Origin of the sequence: Mesorhizobium sp. Cs1299R1N3 (assembly GCF_037179625.1) — a bacterium.
Taxonomy (GTDB): Bacteria; Pseudomonadota; Alphaproteobacteria; order Rhizobiales; family Rhizobiaceae; genus Mesorhizobium; species Mesorhizobium salmacidum.
Window position 1 is genome coordinate 88320 of record NZ_JAPYKQ010000009.1, and the last position, 20290, is coordinate 108609.

Annotated in this window: 19 protein-coding genes; 13 read left to right on the forward strand and 6 right to left on the reverse strand. The window is 63.3% G+C overall.

Annotated features, from left to right (window positions below; genetic code table 11):
* Positions 1-163: 163 nt before the first annotated feature.
* Positions 164-325: a DUF1328 family protein gene (locus O7B34_RS19895; protein WP_027145564.1), complete on the reverse strand. Its 162-nt coding sequence runs from the start codon at positions 323-325 to the stop codon at positions 164-166.
* A 74-nt stretch (positions 326-399) separates the two neighbouring features.
* Positions 400-1410 (reverse strand): MBL fold metallo-hydrolase, encoded by a 1011-nt coding sequence (locus tag O7B34_RS19900; protein WP_337147675.1) that lies wholly within the window; start codon positions 1408-1410, stop codon positions 400-402.
* Between the two features lie 209 nt (positions 1411-1619).
* Between O7B34_RS19900 and O7B34_RS19905 the strand changes: the two genes are divergently transcribed.
* The 3 genes from O7B34_RS19905 (at position 1620) to zapE (ending at position 4063) form a co-directional block, all read left to right on the forward strand.
* Positions 1620-2063 carry a VOC family protein gene (locus O7B34_RS19905; protein ID WP_027145561.1) on the forward strand — a complete coding sequence of 148 codons (444 nt, stop codon included), beginning with the start codon at positions 1620-1622 and terminating at the stop codon, positions 2061-2063.
* A 138-nt stretch (positions 2064-2201) separates the two neighbouring features.
* Complete coding sequence (locus O7B34_RS19910) at positions 2202-2741, forward strand: protease inhibitor Inh/omp19 family protein (RefSeq protein ID WP_140510339.1); 540 nt, start codon at positions 2202-2204, stop codon at positions 2739-2741.
* A gap of 122 nt (positions 2742-2863) precedes the next feature.
* The gene (gene zapE / locus O7B34_RS19915) at positions 2864-4063 is read left to right on the forward strand and encodes a cell division protein ZapE (RefSeq protein WP_337147676.1); all 1200 of its coding nucleotides are present in this window, start codon (positions 2864-2866) and stop codon (positions 4061-4063) included.
* A 41-nt stretch (positions 4064-4104) separates the two neighbouring features.
* Here zapE and O7B34_RS19920 read toward each other — a convergent pair whose 3' ends face one another.
* The gene (locus tag O7B34_RS19920) at positions 4105-4533 is read right to left on the reverse strand and encodes a GNAT family N-acetyltransferase (protein ID WP_337147677.1); all 429 of its coding nucleotides are present in this window, start codon (positions 4531-4533) and stop codon (positions 4105-4107) included.
* Between the two features lie 213 nt (positions 4534-4746).
* On the opposite strand from O7B34_RS19920, the gene mdh reads away from it, so the two are divergent.
* The 10 genes from mdh to lpdA all read left to right on the forward strand — a co-directional run bounded on the left by mdh (position 4747) and on the right by lpdA (position 15909).
* The gene (gene mdh, locus O7B34_RS19925; RefSeq protein ID WP_015315009.1) at positions 4747-5715 is read left to right on the forward strand and encodes a malate dehydrogenase; all 969 of its coding nucleotides are present in this window, start codon (positions 4747-4749) and stop codon (positions 5713-5715) included.
* 46 nt (positions 5716-5761) lie between these two features.
* Positions 5762-6955, forward strand: coding sequence for an ADP-forming succinate--CoA ligase subunit beta (sucC, locus tag O7B34_RS19930; protein WP_337147678.1), 1194 nt, complete (start codon positions 5762-5764; stop codon positions 6953-6955).
* A gap of 4 nt (positions 6956-6959) precedes the next feature.
* Positions 6960-7331: a cupin domain-containing protein gene (locus tag O7B34_RS19935; RefSeq protein WP_337147679.1), complete on the forward strand. Its 372-nt coding sequence runs from the start codon at positions 6960-6962 to the stop codon at positions 7329-7331.
* Positions 7332-7334: 3 nt separating this feature from the next.
* Entirely contained in the window at positions 7335-7832 is a 498-nt protein-coding gene (locus O7B34_RS19940) for a DUF1579 family protein (protein ID WP_027145555.1), read from the forward strand.
* A gap of 12 nt (positions 7833-7844) precedes the next feature.
* Complete coding sequence (gene sucD, locus O7B34_RS19945) at positions 7845-8747, forward strand: succinate--CoA ligase subunit alpha (protein ID WP_337147681.1); 903 nt, start codon at positions 7845-7847, stop codon at positions 8745-8747.
* A 124-nt stretch (positions 8748-8871) separates the two neighbouring features.
* A complete protein-coding gene (locus tag O7B34_RS19950) occupies positions 8872-11856 on the forward strand; it encodes a 2-oxoglutarate dehydrogenase E1 component (protein WP_337147682.1) in 2985 nt (994 codons plus the stop codon).
* Positions 11857-11903: 47 nt separating this feature from the next.
* The gene (odhB, locus tag O7B34_RS19955) at positions 11904-13181 is read left to right on the forward strand and encodes a 2-oxoglutarate dehydrogenase complex dihydrolipoyllysine-residue succinyltransferase (protein WP_337147683.1); all 1278 of its coding nucleotides are present in this window, start codon (positions 11904-11906) and stop codon (positions 13179-13181) included.
* A gap of 38 nt (positions 13182-13219) precedes the next feature.
* On the forward strand, positions 13220-13726 hold the full coding sequence (locus tag O7B34_RS19960; RefSeq protein ID WP_442920982.1) for a hypothetical protein: 507 nt from the start codon (positions 13220-13222) through the stop codon (positions 13724-13726).
* A complete protein-coding gene (locus O7B34_RS19965) occupies positions 13723-14478 on the forward strand; it encodes an SDR family oxidoreductase (protein WP_337147686.1) in 756 nt (251 codons plus the stop codon). Before O7B34_RS19960 ends, O7B34_RS19965 begins: the two co-directional genes overlap by 4 nt.
* Positions 14479-14502: 24 nt before the next feature.
* On the forward strand, positions 14503-15909 hold the full coding sequence (gene lpdA, locus O7B34_RS19970) for a dihydrolipoyl dehydrogenase (RefSeq protein WP_337147687.1): 1407 nt from the start codon (positions 14503-14505) through the stop codon (positions 15907-15909).
* Between the two features lie 150 nt (positions 15910-16059).
* Here lpdA and O7B34_RS19975 read toward each other — a convergent pair whose 3' ends face one another.
* The 3 genes from O7B34_RS19975 to O7B34_RS19985 all read right to left on the reverse strand — a co-directional run bounded on the left by O7B34_RS19975 (position 16060) and on the right by O7B34_RS19985 (position 20261).
* Positions 16060-17139, reverse strand: coding sequence for an acyltransferase family protein (locus O7B34_RS19975; protein WP_337147688.1), 1080 nt, complete (start codon positions 17137-17139; stop codon positions 16060-16062).
* A gap of 863 nt (positions 17140-18002) precedes the next feature.
* Positions 18003-19070 (reverse strand): TraB/GumN family protein, encoded by a 1068-nt coding sequence (locus O7B34_RS19980; protein WP_337147689.1) that lies wholly within the window; start codon positions 19068-19070, stop codon positions 18003-18005.
* 252 nt (positions 19071-19322) lie between these two features.
* Positions 19323-20261: a tyrosine recombinase XerC gene (locus O7B34_RS19985; protein WP_337147691.1), complete on the reverse strand. Its 939-nt coding sequence runs from the start codon at positions 20259-20261 to the stop codon at positions 19323-19325.
* Between the last annotated feature and the right edge of the window lie 29 nt (positions 20262-20290).

Here is a 20290-nt window from a genome sequence, read left to right on the forward strand (position 1 = left end):
GTTCGGCGCTATATGGCGGAAACGGGCAGGAATTACCAGTGCGCAGCCGCTTTCACGGCGAAGACGCCGGACCGCTTTCACGGCGAAGACGCCGGACCGCTTTCACGGCGAAGACGCCGGACCGCTTTCACGGCGAAGGCGCCGGATCACGGCGAATCCGGACTTACGTCACCGCGAAGACCCCGAACAAGATCAACAGGAAGATGATGAGCACGACGCCGATGAGAATACGCGCGCCGGTGGCGGCGGCGCCGGCCAGCGCCGGCATGCCGAGCAGGCTCGCCGCGGCGGCGATGATCAGGAGAATGATGATCCATCTAAGCATGGGAACGCCTCGCAAGCGGAACACATTGAAACCGGTTGAAAAACGCGGCTGTCGAGCTTGGGTTCCCGAGGCCATCAAATCCGGGGCACTTCCCAGACTTCGCCGGGCCGCAAGGCACGGAAATGCTCTCGCGGCAGGCCTTCGGCGTCCAGCGCTTCGACCAGTTTCCGGACCGGCTCGTCGAACGGCTCGTCGGTGAGCTGGAAGGTGCCCCAATGGCAGCCGGCGGCGAAGGCGGCGTTGCACAACAACATGCCCCGGACCGCTTCCTCGGGGTTCTGGTGCTGAGGCGCCATGAACCAGCGTGGCTCGTAGGCACCGATCGGCAGGATGGCGAAGCGGAACCCGCCATGTTTTTCCGCCATCAGCCGGTAGTTGATGCCATCGTGGAAGCCGGTATCGCCGGCAAAATAGATCTTTCCGCCCGGCGTCTCGATGACGAAGCCGGCCCACAATGCCATGCGCCGGTCGCGCGCCCCGCGCGCCGACCAGTGATGCGCGGGCTCGACGTGGATGGCGGTGCCTTCGCCGGCATCGACCCTGTCGCCCCAGTCATGCGCGGAAAGCCGCATGCCGGGCACGGCGGCGGCGATGATGGCATCGTTGCCGAGCGGCGTCACCACCAGCGGATCGTGCGTCTCCTTCAACTGCCTCAGCGTTGCAAGGTCGAGATGGTCGTAATGGTTGTGGCTGACCAGCACGAGGTCGATCGCCGGCAGCTCGCCAAAAGCGATACCCGGCGGATTGACGCGTCTGGGTCCCACAAAGGAGAACGGCGAGGTGCGTCGCGACCAGACCGGATCGGTGAGGATGTTCAGCCCGGCGGTCTGGATCAGCAAGGTGGCATGGCCGACCATGGTCACGGTCAGATCGGCGCCTTGAACCGTTGCGACCGGCTTTGCCTGCGCAAAGGGGCTCGGGCTGGCAGCCGGCCATTTCGCGCGTTGGCCGCCGAACTGCCATTTCAGCAGGTCCGTGAAGGGGCCGGGCATCCGGCCGCCGGGATTGAAGAACAGGGTGCCGTCGAAATGATCGCTGGGCGGGCCGCTGTAGTAGCGGTTGGCGGCTTTCTGTCTCGCGGCCAAGGTCTGCGCTCCAGCGGGTTTGGGTGAACTCTTTTTTCACGCACTCCCTGGGGAAAGCGCTACGCATTTTTCCCGGGAAAACCACTGCGCACTTTTCCTGGAACTGCTCTTAGACATAAGCCCCGCCGCGGCTGGCGCAAGCGTTTGCCGGCCGAAGGCCAAGGGCGGCGAAGCGGTCTCGGCTAGGATCAGATCAGGAGGAAGACGCCATGGCGATGAAGCGGACCAAGACGCCCTGGATGAAAGCCGAGGATTTCGGCCGTTCGCTGCCGCGCGGCATCGGCGTCAATCTGCTGGTATCGGATATGGCGGCGATGGAAGCCTTCTGCCGCGACGTGCTTGGCGCCCGCATCGTCTATGCTGACGAGGATTTCGCCGCGATCGAGCTTCTGGGGTCGGTGTTCATGCTGCATGCCGACCATTCCTATCTCGACAATCCGATGACGGGCTCCATCACCGGCGCCGAGACGCGCGGCGCCGGCATCGAACTGCGCCTTTATGGCGCCGATCCCGACGCGGTCGAGGCGGCGGCGCTGGACCATGGCCACATCGTGCTGGCCGGCGCGATCGACAAACCGCATGGTCTGCGCGAGTGCTTTATCGTTGGACCGGACGGATATGTGTTCGTGCCGAGCGCGCCGCTCGCCGGATGAGTGCGATAAATTTGCAACAATTCGTTCCGCAAACCCTATTTTAACCATATCGGGTTGAAATTTCGCCACCTTCTCCATCTTGGTGGAGGTGAGATTGCGCGGACGGCGTCCCCCCAGCCGAATCCGACGGAGGTTGTAATGAATTTTTCGAAAGGCGGCCTGGTGGCCGTATCCCTGGCGGCACTCGTTGCGAGCGGCTGCTCAACCTCACGCTTCTCGTCGATGGACGACCAGCAACCAGCACCGTTGCAGCCGGCGCCTGCCGGCCAGGTGAGCTCGAATCAGCTGCCGCCGCCGGCCTCGCCCGGCACCACCGACCCGTCGCAATTCCCGACCGCGCCGGCCAACACGCAGGTTGCCTCGCTGCCGCCGGATGGTGCGGCGCCGGCAGGCGCCGCGGATCTCAACGCGGCAAGCGTCGCCGGTGTCTGGAACGTCAGCGTCTCCGGCCAGAGCTGCAAGGTGGCGACGCCGCAGACCAAGTTCGGCGCCGGCTTCCGCGCCGGACCGCTGCATTGCCCGGCGCCGATCGATGGCATCAAGTCGTGGAACGTCGCCGGCAAGCAGCTGACGCTTTATGACGAGAACGGCGGCTCGCTGGCGCGGCTCTATTCGTCGGGCGGTTCGAAATTCGACGGCCAGACTTCCAACGGACAACCGATCTCGCTTACAAGATAGGCTGGGGTATGCTGATATTCAGGTGACGCCGGCTTGCGAATGGCGGCTCGGCCTGACCCGAATCCCAACATGCGCCCTCTCGCTCTCTCTTGGGCGTCCTGCTTTGAACAACGACGTGACCGATGCATCTGCGTGACGGCCTCCAGACCCATGCGACCGTCAGGCAACGCTACGATCATCTGGTGGAAACCGGCGCGATCGGACGCGATGCCGCGCAGGAAGGGATCGCCGCCGCGCTCGACCGGCTGACCGTGGAGATCTCGGCCAAGCGGCTGGCGCACAAGTCCAGTGCGCTCGGCTGGCTCTTTGCCCGCAAGCGCGAGACGCATGAGGCGGTCAAGGGCCTCTACATCCATGGCGGCGTCGGCCGCGGCAAGACCATGCTGATGGACATGTTCTTCGAGCTCTTGCCGGTCAGGCGCAAGCGCCGTGTCCATTTCAACGACTTCATGGCCGACGTTCAGGACCGCATCCAGAAGCACCGGCAGGCGCGCAAGGAGGGCACGGCCAGGGAAGACGATCCGATCCCGCCGGTGGCCAAGGCGCTCGCCGAGCAGGCCTGGGTGCTTTGCTTCGACGAGTTCTCGGTCACCGACATCGCCGACGCCATGATCCTGTCCAGACTGTTCTCGGCGCTGTTCGCCAATGGGGTGGTGCTGGTCGCCACCTCGAACGTGGCGCCGCAAAACCTTTACCGTGACGGGTTGAACCGCCAGCTTTTCCTGCCGTTCATCGCTATATTGGAACGCCACACGCAGGTGTTGTCGCTGGACAGCGACAAGGACTACAGGCTGGAAAAGCTCGCCCGCACGCCAGTCTATGTCACGCCTGCCGATGCGGCGGCCGACCAGGCGCTCGACGAGGCCTGGCAGGCGATGACGCGCGGGGCGGCGACAGCCGAGACGTCGCTGACGCTGAAGGGCCGCAAGGTCGCGGTGCCGGCCGCCGCCGGCGATGCCGCGCGTTTCTCCTTCGCCGATCTCTGCGAAAAGCCACTCGGCGCGCGCGATTATTTGGCCATCGCCGGCCGGTTTTCGACCGTCTTCATCGACCATGTGCCGGCGCTGGGTGAAGGCAAGCGCAACGAGGCAAAGCGCTTCATCCTGTTGATCGACACGCTCTACGACCATCATACGCGCCTTGTGGTGAGCGCCGAGGCGCCGCCGCACGAGCTTTATGTGGCCAAGCGCGGCGTCGAGGTGTTCGAATTCGAGCGCACGGCCTCACGGCTGATCGAGATGCAGAGCCGCGACTGGCTGGAGGATTGGGCGGAGCGGCGGAAGGCGAAGGCGGCCCCAGCGGAAGCGCGGGCGCAGGCCTGAAATATCCGGAAGCCGCGTTCCTTCGCGCCAGCTTAGAAAATCTACAGCCCGTACACATACATCACAAAGCTCTTCGCCTCGTCATGCGGTTCCTTGCGTGCTTCATAAAGCGCCCGGGCGGGCAGATTGTCCGGCTCGGTGCCGACCCAGGCCTCCTCGCAGCCGTGCTCGCGGCCGAGCGCGAACATGGCGTCCAGCATTTTGCGCGCGATGCCCCGGCGCTGAAAGGCCGGCGAGACCCCGACTTCGTCGATATAAAGTTCAGTCGGCTTGTCCGGGTGGCGGTGGATGACCGCCGCGCATTGGCCGACGACAACGTCCCCGGCCAGGGCGACGATCATGAAATGGCCTGATTGCGCGAGATAGCTGGCAAGGCGATCGAGCCGCACCGGCTCGTCGAACACATCGTCGGCAACCCGCATCACAAGGGTGTCATCGCCGGGATTGAGCCTTCTGATCTCGACCGCCATCGTGTAAATTCTCCCAAGTCGGCTTACAAATTTTGACGTTTACGTAAACCCCAAATACTCTAACCGATTGAAAATGCAGGGGTCGAAATAATCGTTTGAATTTATTTTGCACCGGAGCTATTGGGTGCGGCGAAATTCGCGGTCCCCGCAGCATTCCGGCCTCTTCCTCGACGCCGTGTTGGCGCGTCACAGACAAAGGGAAATCATCCTCACATGGCACGCAACAAGATAGCGCTTATCGGCTCTGGCATGATCGGCGGCACGCTCGCCCACATGATCGGCCTCAAGGATCTCGGCGACGTGGTCCTGTTCGATATCGCCGAGGGTATCCCGCAAGGCAAGGGGCTCGATATAGCGCAGTCGTCGCCGGTCGATGGCTTCGATTCCCGGCTGACCGGCGTCAATGACTATGCCGGCATCGAGGGTGCGGACGTGTGCATCGTCACCGCCGGCGTGCCGCGCAAGCCGGGCATGAGCCGCGACGACCTGCTGGGCATCAATTTGAAGGTCATGGAGCAGGTCGGCGCCGGGCTGAAGAAGTACGCGCCGAAGGCCTTCGTCATCTGCATCACCAACCCGCTCGACGCCATGGTGTGGGCGCTGCAGAAGTTTTCGGGCCTGCCCAAGACTCATGTGGTAGGCATGGCCGGCGTGCTCGACAGCGCGCGTTTCCGTTACTTCCTGGCCGAGGAATTCAAGGTCTCGGTCGAGGACGTCACCGCTTTCGTGCTCGGCGGCCACGGCGATTCCATGGTGCCGATGATCCGTTATTCGACGGTGTCGGGCATTCCGCTTCCCGACCTGATCAAGATGGGCTGGACTTCGAAGGAAAAGCTCGACCAGATCGTGCAGCGCACCCGCGACGGCGGAGCCGAGATCGTCGGCCTCTTGAAGACCGGCTCGGCCTACTACGCGCCGGCGGCTTCGGCGATCCAGATGGCCGAATCCTACCTCAAGGACAAGAAGCGCGTGCTGCCTTGCGCGGCGCACCTCTCGGGCCAATATGGCGTCAAGGGCACCTATGTCGGCGTGCCCGTGGTCATCGGCGCCGGCGGTGTCGAGCGCGTCATCGAGATCGACCTCAATAAGGCCGAGCAGAAGATGTTCGAGGCTTCGGTGGCGACCGTGCAGGGCCTGACCGAGGCCTGTGTCAAGATCGCGCCGCAGCTCGCCTCGAAGTAACCCGCCAAAACATCACCCCCGGCAAACGACCTGGAGATAGTTCCCGATGAACATCCATGAATATCAAGGCAAGGCGCTGCTGAAGAGCTTTGGCGCGCCGGTGGCCGAAGGCGTGCCGGTGTTCAAGGCGAGCGAGGCGGAAGCCGCGGCACAAGCGCTGCCCGGCCCGCTCTACGTGGTGAAGAGCCAGATCCATGCCGGCGGCCGCGGCAAGGGCAAATTCAAGGAGCTCGGCCCCGACGCCAAGGGCGGCGTGCGGCTGGCGAAGTCGGTCGCCGAGGTGGTGGCCAACGCCAACGAGATGCTCGGCCACACGCTGGTCACCAAGCAGACCGGCCCGGCCGGCAAGCAGGTCAATCGCCTCTATATCGAGGACGGTGCCGACATCGAGCGCGAGCTCTATCTCTCGATCCTGGTCGACCGCTCGGTCGGCCGCATCGCCTTCGTCGTCTCGACCGAGGGCGGCATGGACATCGAGGCGGTCGCGCACGACACGCCAGAAAAGATCATCACCGTCGCCATCGACCCGGAGAAGGGCGTTACGGCCGACGACGTGAAGGCGCTCAATGGCGCGCTGAAGCTCGACGGCGACGCGGCCAGGGATGGCGGCACGCTGTTCCCGATCCTCTACAAGGCCTTTGTCGAGAAGGACATGAGCCTGCTCGAGGTCAACCCGCTGATCGTGATGAAGAGCGGCCGCCTGCGCGTGCTCGACGCGAAAGTGTCGTTCGACAACAACGCGCTGTTCCGCCACCCCGATCTGATGGAACTGCGCGACACCACCGAAGAGGACGAGAAGGAGATCGAGGCGTCGAAATACGACCTCGCCTATGTCGCGCTCGACGGCAATATCGGCTGCATGGTCAACGGCGCCGGCCTTGCCATGGCGACGATGGACATCATCAAGCTCTATGGCGCCGAGCCCGCCAACTTCCTCGATGTAGGCGGTGGCGCTTCGAAGGAGAAGGTGACGGCGGCGTTCAAGATCATCACCAGGGACCCGGCCGTCAAAGGCATCCTGATCAACATCTTCGGCGGCATCATGAAGTGCGACATCATCGCCGAGGGCGTGATTGCAGCGGTCAAGGAAGTCGGGCTGAAGGTGCCGCTGGTCGTGCGCCTGGAAGGCACCAATGCCGATCTCGGCAAGAAGATCATCAACGACAGCGGTTTGAACGTCGTGTCCGCCGATGATCTTGATGACGCGGCCAAGAAGATCGTTGCGGCGGTGCAGGGCTGAGACGGTGCCTCCGCGCAAGATAAATCTGGTCGAGGCGGCGGATCAAAAGATCACCGGGGTCTTCGATCCGCATATCGCCGGCGACGTCAATGACAGCCAGGCCAAGGTCGCCAAGTTCGGCAAGGCCTTCGACTGGCACGCGCATGACAATGAGGACGAAGCCTTCTTCGTGCTGCGCGGCAGGATCGCCATCGATTTCCGCGATGGTCCGGTCGAGCTCGGCGAGGGCGATTTCATCGTCGTGCCGCGCGGTGTCGAGCACCGGCCACGCTCGCTCACCGCAGAGCCCGTGGTGCTGATGTTCGAGCCGGCGACGACGCTCAACACCGGCAATGCCAAGAGCGATCTCACCGTCACCGATCTGAAGCGGCTCTGATCCATGAACGCGGCATCCTTCTCTTCGCTCTCGGCCGACCACCAGCGCCTGCAGGCGCTGGTCGGTGCGTGGCGCGGCGAGGAAGAGGTGGCGGATACGCAATGGGCCGACGGCGGCACGGCGACCAGCGAAGTGCTGGCGGAAGCGGAGTTCGGCGGCCAGTTCGTGGTGCAGCGTTATCGTCAGCGCCGCGACGGCACGATCTCGTTTGGTTCGCACACCGTATTCGGCGTCGACCACCAGAACGGCGTCGTGACCATGCACCAGTTCGATTCGATGGGCTTCGTGCCGTTGTCGCCGGCCACGGGCACCTGGAACGGCAACGAGCTGGTGCTGGAGCGGTCGTCGCCGCGCGGCTCTGCGCGCGTGACCTATATTTTCGACGATGCCGACACCTACCGCATGCGATTGCATTTCAAACCTGCCGGCAACGATGACTGGCAAGACATGGTGAGTGGCGCCTACCGGCGCGTCTCACCTTCCTCGATCAACGGTTTTTAGAAAAGGGCTCCGATGTCCATTCTCGTCGACAAGAACACCAAGGTGCTGGTGCAGGGCCTGACCGGCAAGACCGGCACGTTCCACACAGAGCAGGCGCTGGCCTATCACGGGACAAAGATGGTCGGCGGCATCCACCCGAAGAAGGGCGGCGAGACCTGGACCGGCGCGAAGGGCGAGAGCCTGCCGATCTTTGCCACGGTCGCCGAAGGCAAGGAAAGGACAGGCGCCAACGCCTCCGTCATCTACGTGCCGCCGGCGGGCGCGGGCGAAGCCATCATCGAGGCGATCGAGGCGGAGATCCCGCTGATCGTCTGCATCACCGAAGGCATTCCGGTGATGGACATGGTCAAGGTCAAGGCGCGGCTCGACCGCTCTAAGTCGCGGCTGATCGGACCGAACTGTCCGGGTGTGCTCACCCCCGACGAATGCAAGATCGGCATCATGCCCGGAAACATCTTCCGCAAGGGTTCGGTCGGCGTTGTTTCGCGCTCGGGAACACTTACCTATGAGGCCGTGTTCCAGACCACCAATGTCGGCCTCGGCCAGACCACCGCCGTCGGTATCGGCGGCGATCCTGTCAAGGGCACCGAGTTCATCGACATGCTCGAGATGTTCCTCGCCGACGATGAGACCAAGTCGATCATCATGATCGGAGAGATCGGTGGTTCGGCCGAAGAAGACGCCGCGCAGTTCCTCAAGGACGAGGCCAAGCGCGGCCGCAGGAAACCGATGGCGGGCTTCATCGCCGGGCGCACCGCGCCGGCCGGCCGCACCATGGGTCATGCGGGCGCGGTCATCTCCGGCGGCAAGGGCGGCGCCGAAGACAAGATCGCGGCGATGGAATCGGCCGGCATCAAGGTTTCGCCCTCGCCGGCGCGGCTGGGCACGACCTTGGTCGAGGCGATCAAGGGTTAAGTGAGTAGTGAATAGCGAATAGGGGAAACAGAGTAACGGCGCGGCTCAGGGAAGATCCCTACTCGCTATTCGCTACTCCCTATTCGCTCCAAACAGGAGACGGAGCCAGGCTCCGCGGACAAAAATGGCACGACAAGATCAGGCCAACGATCAATTCTCGCTTACCTCTTTCCTCTATGGCGGCAATGCCGATTACATCGACGCGCTCTACGCGGCGTATGAGGACGATCCCGCCTCGGTCAATCCCGAGTGGCAGGAATTCTTCGCCGGACTGAAGGACGACGCCGGCGATGTGCGCAGGAACGCCAAGGGCGCCTCATGGGCCAAACCCTCCTGGCCGCTGCAGGCCAATGGCGAATTGGTGTCGGCGCTCGACGGCAATTGGGGCATCGTCGAAAAGCACCTCGAAAAGAAGGTCAAGGACAAGGCGGTCACCAACGGTGTCGTGCTGTCCGACGCCGATGTGCACCAGGCGACGCGCGACTCGGTGCGCGCCATCATGATGATCCGCGCCTTCCGCATGCGCGGCCATCTGCATGCCAATCTCGACCCGCTCGGCATTGCAAAGCTCGAAGACTATAACGAGCTGTCGCCGGAGAATTATGGCTTCACCGAAGCCGACTACGATCGGCCGATCTTCCTCGACAATGTGCTCGGGCTTGAATTCGGCAGCATCCGGCAGATGCTGGAAATCCTCAACCGCACCTATTGCTCGACGCTCGGCGTCGAGTTCATGCATATTTCCGATCCCGAGGAAAAGGCCTGGATCCAGGCGCGTATCGAGGGCGCCGACAAGGAGATTTCGTTCACCGCCACCGGCAAGAAGGCGATCCTGCAGAAGCTGGTCGAGGCGGAAGGCTTCGAGCAGTTCATCGACGTCAAGTACAAGGGCACCAAGCGCTTCGGTCTCGACGGCAGTGAATCGCTGATCCCGGCGCTGGAGCAGATCGTCAAGCGCGGCGGCCAGTTGGGCTTGAAGGAAATCGTACTCGGCATGGCCCATCGCGGCCGCCTCAACGTGCTTTCCCAAGTGATGGCCAAGCCGCACCGCGCCATCTTCCACGAGTTCAAGGGCGGCTCCGCAGCCCCCGACGAGGTCGAGGGCTCGGGCGACGTGAAGTACCATCTCGGCGCCTCTTCGGACCGCGAGTTCGACGGCAACAAGGTGCACCTGTCGCTGACCGCCAACCCCTCGCATCTGGAGATCGTCGATCCCGTGGTGATGGGCAAGGCGCGCGCCAAGCAGGATTCCCTGTTCGGCCGCGGCCGCGAGGAAATCGTGCCACTGGAAGAACGAGCCAAGGTGTTGCCGCTCTTGCTGCACGGCGACGCCGCCTTCGCCGGCCAGGGCGTGATCGCCGAAATCCTCGGCCTGTCGGGCCTGCGCGGCCACCGCGTCGCCGGCACGCTGCATTTCATCATCAACAACCAGATCGGCTTCACCACCAATCCGCGCTTCTCGCGCTCGTCGCCCTATCCGTCCGACGTCGCCAAGATGATCGAGGCGCCGATCTTCCACGTCAATGGCGACGACCCGGAAGCCGTGGTGCACGCCACCAAGGTGGCGATCGAGTTCCGCATGAAGTTCCACAAGCCGGTGGTCGTGGACATGTTCTGCTACCGCCGCTTCGGTCACAATGAGGGTGATGAACCAGCCTTCACCCAGCCGCTCATGTACCGCAACATCCGCACCCACAAGACGACGGTGCAGATCTATGGTGAGCGCCTGATCGCCGAAGGCCACATCACCCAGGCCGAGCTCGACCAGCTCAAGGCCGACTGGCGCGCGCATCTGGAAGCCGAATGGGAAGTCGGCCAGCATTACAAGCCCAACAAGGCCGACTGGCTCGACGGCGCCTGGTCGGGCCTGCGCACGGCCGACAACCAGGACGAGACAAGGCGCGGCAAGACCGCCGTGCCGGTCAAGACGCTGAAGGAAATCGGCAAGAAGCTGACCGAGGTGCCGAAGGATTTCGAGGCGCACAAGACGATCATCCGCTTCCTCGAGAACCGGCGCCAGGCGATCGAGTCCGGCGAAGGCATCGACTGGTCGACGGCGGAGGCACTGGCCTTCGGCGCGATCCTGCTCGACGGCAATCCGATCCGGCTGTCGGGGCAGGATTCCGAGCGCGGCACCTTCTCGCAGCGTCATTCCGTGCTTTACGACCAGCGCGACGAGACCCGCTACATCCCGCTCAACAATCTGTCGGCGGCGCAGGCCGGTTACGAAGTCATCAACTCGATGCTGTCGGAAGAGGCGGTGCTGGGCTTCGAATATGGCTACAGCCTTGCCGAGCCGAAGGCGCTGACCTTGTGGGAGGCGCAGTTCGGCGACTTCGCCAACGGCGCCCAGGTGGTGTTCGACCAGTTCATCTCGTCGGGCGAGCGCAAATGGCTCAGAATGTCGGGCCTCGTCTGCCTGCTGCCGCATGGCTATGAAGGCCAGGGCCCGGAACATTCTTCCGCCCGGCTCGAGCGCTTCCTGCAGCTTTGCGCCGAAGACAATATGCAGGTGGCCAACTGCACGACGCCGGCCAACTACTTTCACATCTTGCGCCGGCAGCTGAAGCGCGACTTCCGCAAGCCGCTGATCCTGATGACGCCGAAATCGCTGCTGCGCCACAAGCGGGCGGTGTCGACGCTGCCGGAAATCTCGGGTGAAAGCTCGTTCCACCGGCTGCTGTGGGACGACGCCCAGCTGTTGCCGAACCAGGCGATCAAGCTGACCAAGGATTCCAAGATCCGCCGCGTCGTGCTGTGCTCGGGCAAGGTCTATTACGACCTCTATGAGGAGCGCGAGAAGCGCGGCATCAACGACATCTACCTGCTGCGCGTCGAACAGCTCTACCCGTTCCCGGCCAAGGCGCTGATCACCGAGCTGTCACGCTTCCGCAACGCCGAGATGGTGTGGTGCCAGGAGGAGCCCAAGAACATGGGCGCCTGGTCGTTCATCGACCCGTATCTGGAATGGGTGCTGGCACATATCGACGCCAAGCATCAGCGGGTGCGCTACACCGGCCGGCCCGCGGCCGCGTCGCCGGCGACCGGGTTGATGTCGAAGCACCTTGCCCAGCTCGCCGCGTTGCTCGAAGACGCGCTCGGCGAATAAAGCAGAATTGGGCGAATAGAACTGAAGCGAAAGAACGGACAGGCACAATGGCTACCGAAATCCGCGTCCCCACCCTTGGCGAATCCGTCACCGAAGCGACCGTCGGCAAATGGTTCAAGAAGGTCGGCGATGCCATTGCCGCCGACGAGCCGCTGGTCGAGCTCGAGACCGACAAGGTGACGGTGGAGGTGCCTGCCGCCGCCGCCGGCACGCTCGGCGAAATCACTGTAAAAGAAGGCGAGACTGTCGGCGTCGGCGCGCTGCTCGGGTCGATTTCGGGCGGTGGGGCGGCTGCTCCCGCGACCAAGCCGCAAGCGGTGGCGCAGGCTTCGAGCCCCGACGCGGCGCAGACCATCAAGCAGGCCGCGGCAGAGACCGCCAAGGTTGCAGGCGACGCCGGCCCGGTCGAGCCGCGCACCATGCCGCCGGCGCCGGCGGCGGCAAAGCTGATCGCCGAGAACAATCTGTCGGTCGACCAGCTTTCCGGCTCGGGCAAGCGCGGCCAGGTGCTGAAGGGCGACGTGCTCGACGCCATCGCCAAGGGCGCGCCGTCGCAGCCGGCCGAAACGCCAAAAGCGGCGCCGGCCCCGGTTGCGGTTCGGGCGCCGTCGTCGGGCGACGATGCTTCGCGTGAAGAGCGCGTGCGCATGACCAAGCTGCGCCAGACCATCGCGCGCCGGCTGAAGGAAGCGCAGTCGACCGCAGCCATGCTGACCACCTTCAACGAGGTCGACATGTCGGCGGTGATGGCGCTCAGGACCAAATACAAGGACGTGTTCGAGAAGAAGCATGGCGTGAAGCTCGGCTTCATGGGCTTCTTCACCAAGGCCGTCACGCACGCGCTGAAGGAAATCCCTTCGGTCAATGCCGAGATCGACGGCACCGACATCATCTTCAAGAACTATGCCCATATCGGCGTCGCGGTCGGCACCGAAAAGGGTCTCGTAGTTCCGGTCGTGCGCGATGCCGACCAGATGTCCATCGCCGAGATCGAGAAGGATATCGGCCGGCTGGGCATTGCCGCACGTGACGGCAAGCTGTCGGTGGCGGATATGCAGGGCGGCACCTTCACCATCTCCAATGGCGGTGTCTACGGATCGCTGATGTCGACGCCGATCCTCAACGCGCCGCAATCTGGCATTCTCGGCATGCACAAGATCCAGGACCGGCCGGTCGTGGTCGGCGGCCAGATCGTGATCCGGCCGATGATGTACCTGGCGCTCAGCTACGATCACCGCATCGTCGACGGCAAGGAAGCCGTAACCTTCCTGGTGCGCGTCAAGGAAAGCCTGGAGGATCCCGAGCGGCTGGTACTCGATCTCTGAGGCGGTCGGATGGCGGGTTGCGGCAGGGCTGGCCAATGATGGCCCTTTTGCCTGGGCTCGCCGGACCGGTCGTGCTGGTGGCCGGCATTCTCGCGGCTGTTGCAAATGCCCATGCCGCCTGTCCAATCGAACTTGCCGTTTATGGCGAGGCCCAGAGCGGCGCGGAGATCGACTTCACCCCAACAGGCACGTCGGCCACCGTCACCAACAGGTTTCGCTTGGTCCTCGACAACAATGTCGTGCTGAACGGTATCGTCATGTGGACCCAGGGCGTGGCGCGGCCGAACGGCGCGCTGATGTACAAATGTCCGGAAGGCGACGTCACCGGCGAGGAACTTGCCGCCTGCACGCTGTGGAACGGCGTCATCTACACGTCCGACGACGAGGGCAATATCGGGCTTTTGCCGGCCGAGGGCGTCAAGGCGCCGAAGATGCTGATCCTGCCCGATCTCGGGCCGTTGCTGCGGCAATCCCGGGCCTATGGCGGCAGCAGTTTTTCGAAAGTGCCGTCGGATGTGTTCGCGATGAAGGGATGCCAGGAATGAGCGCGACGCAAAAAGTGCTGCTGGTCACCGGCGGCAGCCGTGGCATCGGCGCTGCCATCTGCCGGCTGGGTGCCAAGGCTGGCTATCGCGTCGCGGTCAATTACGCCTCCAGCAAGGCCGCGGCGGATGCGCTGGTTGCCGAGATCAAGGCCGGCGGCGGCGAAGCTGTTGCCGTCAGGGGCGATGTCGGCAAGGAAACCGATATCGTGGCCATGTTCGGCGCTGTCGACCACGCCTTTGGCCGGCTCGACGCCTTCGTCAACAATGCCGGAATTGTCGACGTCAAGGCGCGCGTCGACGAGATGGATGTGTCGCGGCTAGAACGCATGATGCGCATCAATGTGGTGGGCTCGTTCCTGTGCGCCCGCGAGGCCGTCAAGCGCATGTCGACGCGGCATGGCGGGTCGGGCGGATCGATCGTCAACATCTCGTCGGCGGCGGCGACGCTGGGCTCGCCGGGCGAATATGTCGACTATGCAGCCTCCAAGGGCGCCATCGACACCTTCACCATCGGCCTCGCCCTGGAGGTGGCGATGGAAGGCATTCGCGTCAATGCGGTGCGGCCGGGCATCATCGACACCGACATCCACGCCTCCGGCGGCCAGCCCGACCGGATAGAACGGTTTCGCGACCTGCTGCCGATGAAGAGAGCAGGCACTGCGGATGAAGTCGCCGGCGCGGTCCTCTATCTTTTATCCGATGCCGCGTCCTATACGACGGGCGCGATCCTGAATGTCAGCGGCGGCCGCTGAGCCCCAAGCAAAAGGGAAACAAACATGGCTTATGACGTGGTTATCATCGGCTCGGGACCGGGCGGCTATGTCTGCGCCATCAAAGCGGCGCAGCTCGGGCTGAAGGTCGCGGTGGTCGAGAAGAACGCGACCTTCGGGGGCACCTGCCTCAACATCGGCTGCATCCCGTCCAAGGCGCTGCTTCATGCCTCCGAGATGTTCGCCGAGGCCGGTCATTCCTTCGACACGCTCGGTGTCGAAATCCCGGCACCCAAGCTGAACCTGAAGAAGATGATGGCGCACAAGGACGCGACGGTGTTGTCCAACGTCAACGGCGTTGCCTTCCTGTTCAAGAAGAACAAGATCGACAGCTTCCGCGGCACCGGCAAGGTGGTCGCCGCCGGCAAGGTCTCGGTGATGGGCGAGGACGGCAAGGTCGAGGAGATCGAGACCAAAAACATCGTCATCGCCACTGGGTCCGACGTCGCCGGGATTCCCGGCGTCAAGGTCGACTTCGACGAGAAAATCATCGTGTCGTCGACTGGCGCGCTGTCGCTGGAGAAGGTGCCTGGCCATCTGGTGGTGGTCGGCGGCGGCGTCATCGGGCTCGAACTCGGCTCGGTCTGGGCACGGCTCGGCGCCAAGGTCACCGTGGTCGAGTTCCTCGACACCATTTTGGGCGGCATGGACGGCGAGGTGTCGAAACAGTTCCAGCGGCTGCTCTCCAAACAAGGTTTTGAGTTCAAGCTCGGCGCCAAGGTCACCGGTGTCGCCAAGGCCAAGAAGGGCGCGACCGTTACCTTCGAGCCGGTCAAGGGTGGTGCCGCCGAAACGATCGATGCCGACGTGGTGCTGATCTCGACCGGACGCCGCGCCTTTTCGGATAGCCTCGGTCTCAAGGACGCCGGCGTCGACGTCGACGAGCGCGGCCGGGTCAAGACCGACGGGCATCTCAGGACCAATGTTCCCGGCATCTATGCCATCGGCGATGTCATCGCCGGGCCGATGCTGGCGCACAAGGCCGAGGACGAGGGCGTGGCGGTGGCCGAGACCATTGCCGGCCAGGCCGGGCATGTGAACTATGAGGTCATTCCGAGCGTGGTCTACACCACTCCGGAGATCGCCTCGGTCGGCAAGACCGAGGAAGAGCTGAAGAAGGCCGGCATCGACTACAAGGTCGGCAAGTTTCCCTTCACCGCCAATGGCCGCGCGCGCGCCATGCTGCACACCGACGGGTTCGTGAAGATCCTGGCCGACAAGCAGAGCGACCGCGTGCTCGGCGTCCATATCGTCGGCTTCGGCGCCGGCGAGATGATCCACGAAGCGGCGGTGCTGATGGAGTTCGGCGGCTCGTCGGAAGACCTGGCCCGCACCTGCCACGCGCATCCGACGATGTCGGAAGCGGTGAAGGAAGCGGCGCTGGCCACCTTCTTCAAGCCGATCCACATTTAGGTTGCCTTGATATTCAGGTGATGCCGGCCTGCCAACGGCGGGTTCCTGCGCTCGCGCAGACAATGAATAATTCTGGAAGAGAGAACTGAGAGAACAGATTTGGAGTGCGTGGCGACGAAGACGCCGCGCACACCACATAGGGCCTTGCGTTCAGTTTGCCTTTTGCTGGACGAGGGGAAATTCCAATCTGCTGGCGAGCCGCCTCCGGAAGAATTCGACGAGAGGACGCTCCACCAGCATATGGAGAATGCAGCCACCGGCAACTGTGCCGACGAGCACGGATATATAAATGAGCTTGGGCGGCACCGGCATATGGGCCGACAGCCTGATCATAATCTTGGCCAATAGGCCAAGAAGGGCAATATGGGTCAGATAGATCGAATAGGATGCATCGCCGATCAGGTTGAGAAGCCGAGTGTTGGACGGCCATTGTCCATCGGACTCAAGAGCCGCGGCGCCGGAGATGATTAGCCCGAAAGCGACGGCGTAGGCGATCTGCAGATGACTGTAGAGCATGCCTCCAGCTTCAAGCCCATAAATAGCGATCAGCATCGCCAGACCAACCACGAACGCGCATTTGACGACATACGGTCTGCCATGCCTCCAGCCATAGAAGGCCAGCATGCCGGCGAGAAAATTGAGGTTGAGCGGCGAGAGATAGGTGGTTATCGGCGTCCAGTGGTCGTAGGCGGGATATTCGCGCAGCAGCAGGCAGGCAAGCATCCAAATGGTGAAGGCCGCCATGCCGAGGCGCCTGCTGACGATGAAAAGGGCGAAGACGAGATAGAAGGCAATTTCGTGGACGAGGGTCCAGGCGGGCGCAATGGGAAACACGAAACTGTCGAGGCGAATGAGGAATACGGTCGAAATCCAGTGGCCGGCCGTATCCGGCAGCGTGGCGCCCGTTCCAAAACCCGTTGCCAGCAATACGCAGAAGATGCCGACATAGACCCAGTAAACCGGGAACAGCCGCACGAAGCGGCGCATCAGGTAGTTGCGTAGGCGATCAGGGCGGTCGATATCGCTATCATGGGCGAAGGCGATGATGAAACCGGAAAGCACAAAGAAGAAATCGACACCCAGATTGCCGCGCCGGGTGAAGTCGGCAAAGATCTCCTGACCCAGATAGCGCGGCAGCGCCAGCGTTATCGAAAGATGGAAGGCGACGACGGCCATTGCCGCAAGACCCCTTGCCTGCTGCAATGAACACAGTTGCGTCTGGCCGCGCACTAATCATCCTTCTGTTTGCGCACCCATCCATCCGAAGAGAGAATTTAGATGAATTGCGGCTAAGTACCGCTTAACGTATGGGTCGCGACGTTCTCGTTCCGGCGTTGAAGTCGTCGGCAACGGCTACCATCGAACTCGTGCATGTTCAATTGCTGGTTGTTAATATTCGCTTATAGTGGCGCCAGTATAAGTTGCGGATCTCCTAAATTTCGTTACGCTAAATCTCCAAACTGGCGGGTTTCTGTTGCTCATAATTGTGTCCTCGCGATACTCCGAAATTTGGACACGCTGCGCATGTCGCTCGGATGGGCATGACCCTAGGTGCCTGTTCGAGGATGACGAATGGCGCCGTCCAAAACAAAACGGCCCGCCTTTCAGCGGGCCGTTCGTCTTTGACATCGAGCCGCTTACTGGGCCGGCGCAGGCGCTGGGGCAGGCGCGGGAGCTGGGGCTGGTGCCGGGGCCGGCGCTGGTGCGGGAGCCGGTTCGGCTGGCTTGGCCGGTTCGGCGGGCTTCATCGGTTCAGCCGGCGCGGGCGCCGGGGCCGGTGTGCTGGCCGCTGGCGGCTCGGCGGGTGCCGGGTGCTGGCCACTTCTTCCGAAAACGTAATACGCGACTATCGCCAGAATAACGACGACCAGCGCAATCAGCCAAGGGCTGCCGCCACCGCCGCTCGGCCGAGGGGCATTGGTGGACGAATTGTACGGATCGTTTGGGTTTGGTGTGTTCGCCATAAACGTGTCCTCCGGGAAAATGAAAATGGTCAATCAACATCCATCAACGCGCAACCGTTGATTGGGTTTCACGCTAGCGGAGGAAAACGCCGGAAACGCGGCGTTTGCGGGCCTCCGCTGCCATCCGACTCAATTGACGGCGGTGACAGTATAGCCGGCTTTGCGGAAATCCTCGACCAGTCCCTCTGGACCGGGGAGATGCAGCGCGCCGACCGCCATGAAGGCGTTGCCCTTGGCCAGGATCGGCCCGGCATGATCGACCATCACCTCGTTGCGGCTGGTGATCATGGTCTCCTCGAAGGCGGCATAGCCCGCGGGATCGTCCTGCTCGTCGGGCATGGCGGCGCGGAACAGCGGCCAGAACATGCCCGTGTCGCCACGCTGGTAGAGCACGATCATGGTCTCGTTGATATCGTTGACCTTGTCGCCCAGCTTCAGCGTGTCGACCAGACCCTTCATGTGGAAGGCGAGCGGCAGCGAGGCCATGGCGCGCAGCTGGCTCTCGGCCGTTTCCAATCCTTCCACCGGCTTGCCGGCCGCCTTGGCGCTCTCCGCCAGCTTGACGTCGAGCACCGGCGCTCCGCCGGCCTGGCGGGCGAGTTCGCAGGCTGGAAGCGCCATCATGGCCGACAGCATCCACGGCTTCATCTTGGCGACTGTTGCCGGCGGAATGCCGCGCGCATCGAGCGCGGCGTTCATGGCTGCCGCTTCGTCCGGCGACAGCAATGACGACAGCGTCGTGGAGTCGGTGAACATCATCAGGTCCGGCTCCTTCAGCATCGCCGCCATCATCTTCTGCTTGTCGAGTACGTCGGTGGTCTCGATGATGAGGGTGCCGGCGGCGTCAAAGGCCTTCTGCGCATAGGCCGGCAGCGTGGTCACGCGCGGATCGGTCATGTGCATGGTGCCGAACAGGTAGGATGGCTGTTCACCTGATTTTTCCAGCTTCCACAGCAGGCCCTTGCCATTGAGCGTGGCCGCCGCCTCGGCCTCGATCTTGTCGTAGGTGGCGGGGCTACCCTTCTGCAAGGCCGACAGCATGTCGGCGCCGGTACAGGTCGGGACTTCCGCGTGCGCCCTGCCGGCGGCGAACAGCAGCACGGCAAGGAAGGACAGGAAAAACAGCACGTTGAGCGCGACAAGCAGTTTCAGCGAGACGGAAGCTGCACGGTCGGCGATGGCGATGACGCGTTTCATGATCCCATTCCTAGGACCGAAAAGCGGCAAAACCGTTAATCGGCGTTACGAAATTGTCTTCGACCGCCTCTTGGCTTCCGACGCAGACGTTTGGCGGATCGTCTGTACTGATGGATGGAATGCCATAAGGGCTAACACAAACGGTCATCCCGTCGTCATACCAGGGTCTCCGCGACGCCGCTTCGCGGCTGCTACGCCCTGGTATGACGAAGTCGGGGAGGCCAATCGCGAGACTTGCAGCGGTACAGGGGTTCAGGCCCTGGGGTGGGCCGATTCGTAGATTTCCAGCAGTCTTGCGGTGTCGACACCGGTGTAGATCTGCGTCGTCGACAGGCTGGCGTGGCCCAGGAGTTCCTGGATGGTGCGCAGATCGCCGCCACGGCCGAGCAGATGGGTGGCGAAGGAATGGCGCAAGGCATGTGGCGTCGCGGTGTCGGGCAGGTTGAGCGCCGAGCGAAGTTTCGCCATGTCGCGCTGGATGATGGCCGGGTTGAGCGGGCCGCCGCGCGCGCCGCGAAACAAAAGACCCTTGGGATCGAGATGGTAGGGACAGAGCCTGCGATATTCGGCGATAGCCCTGAGCGCCACCGGCAGCACCGGCACCAGCCGCGTCTTGCCGCCCTTGCCGGTGACGCGCAGCACGGTGTCGGCCTCCGATGCCAGATCGGCCCCGGCCAGCCCAAGCGCTTCCGAAATGCGCAGGCCCGAGCCGTAGAGCAGCGTCAGCACGGCGGCGTTGCGGGCAGCGATCCAGGGTTCTTCGGCCAGCTGACCCTCGACGGAGACCACGTGCCTGGCATCGCTCGCCGTCAGTGGCTTGGGCAGCGATTTGGGCTGGCGCGGCGCGCGCAAGGCAGCCGCACCAGCCGCATTGGCCAGGCCTCGTCGTTCGAGGAACCGCAGCAGCGAACGGATGCCGGCCAATCCACGGCCAAGCGTGCGTGCGCCGGCACCGGCATTGCGGCGAGCGGCGAGGAAGCCGCGCAGATCGGCGGGGCGCAGGTCGGCGATATCGGAAATGCCGGGCGGTCCGCCGATATGGCCGGTGAGGAAGTGCAGGAACTGGCGTGAATCGCGCTCATACGCCTCGACGGTTTGCGGCGACAGCCGGCGTTCGCGCGCCAGCATCTTCAGCCAGCTTTCACGCGCCGCCTGGAGATCGGGTTTTGCCGGTATGAGGAATTCCTGCATCGCGGCATTTTCGGGTATTCGGGTTAGGA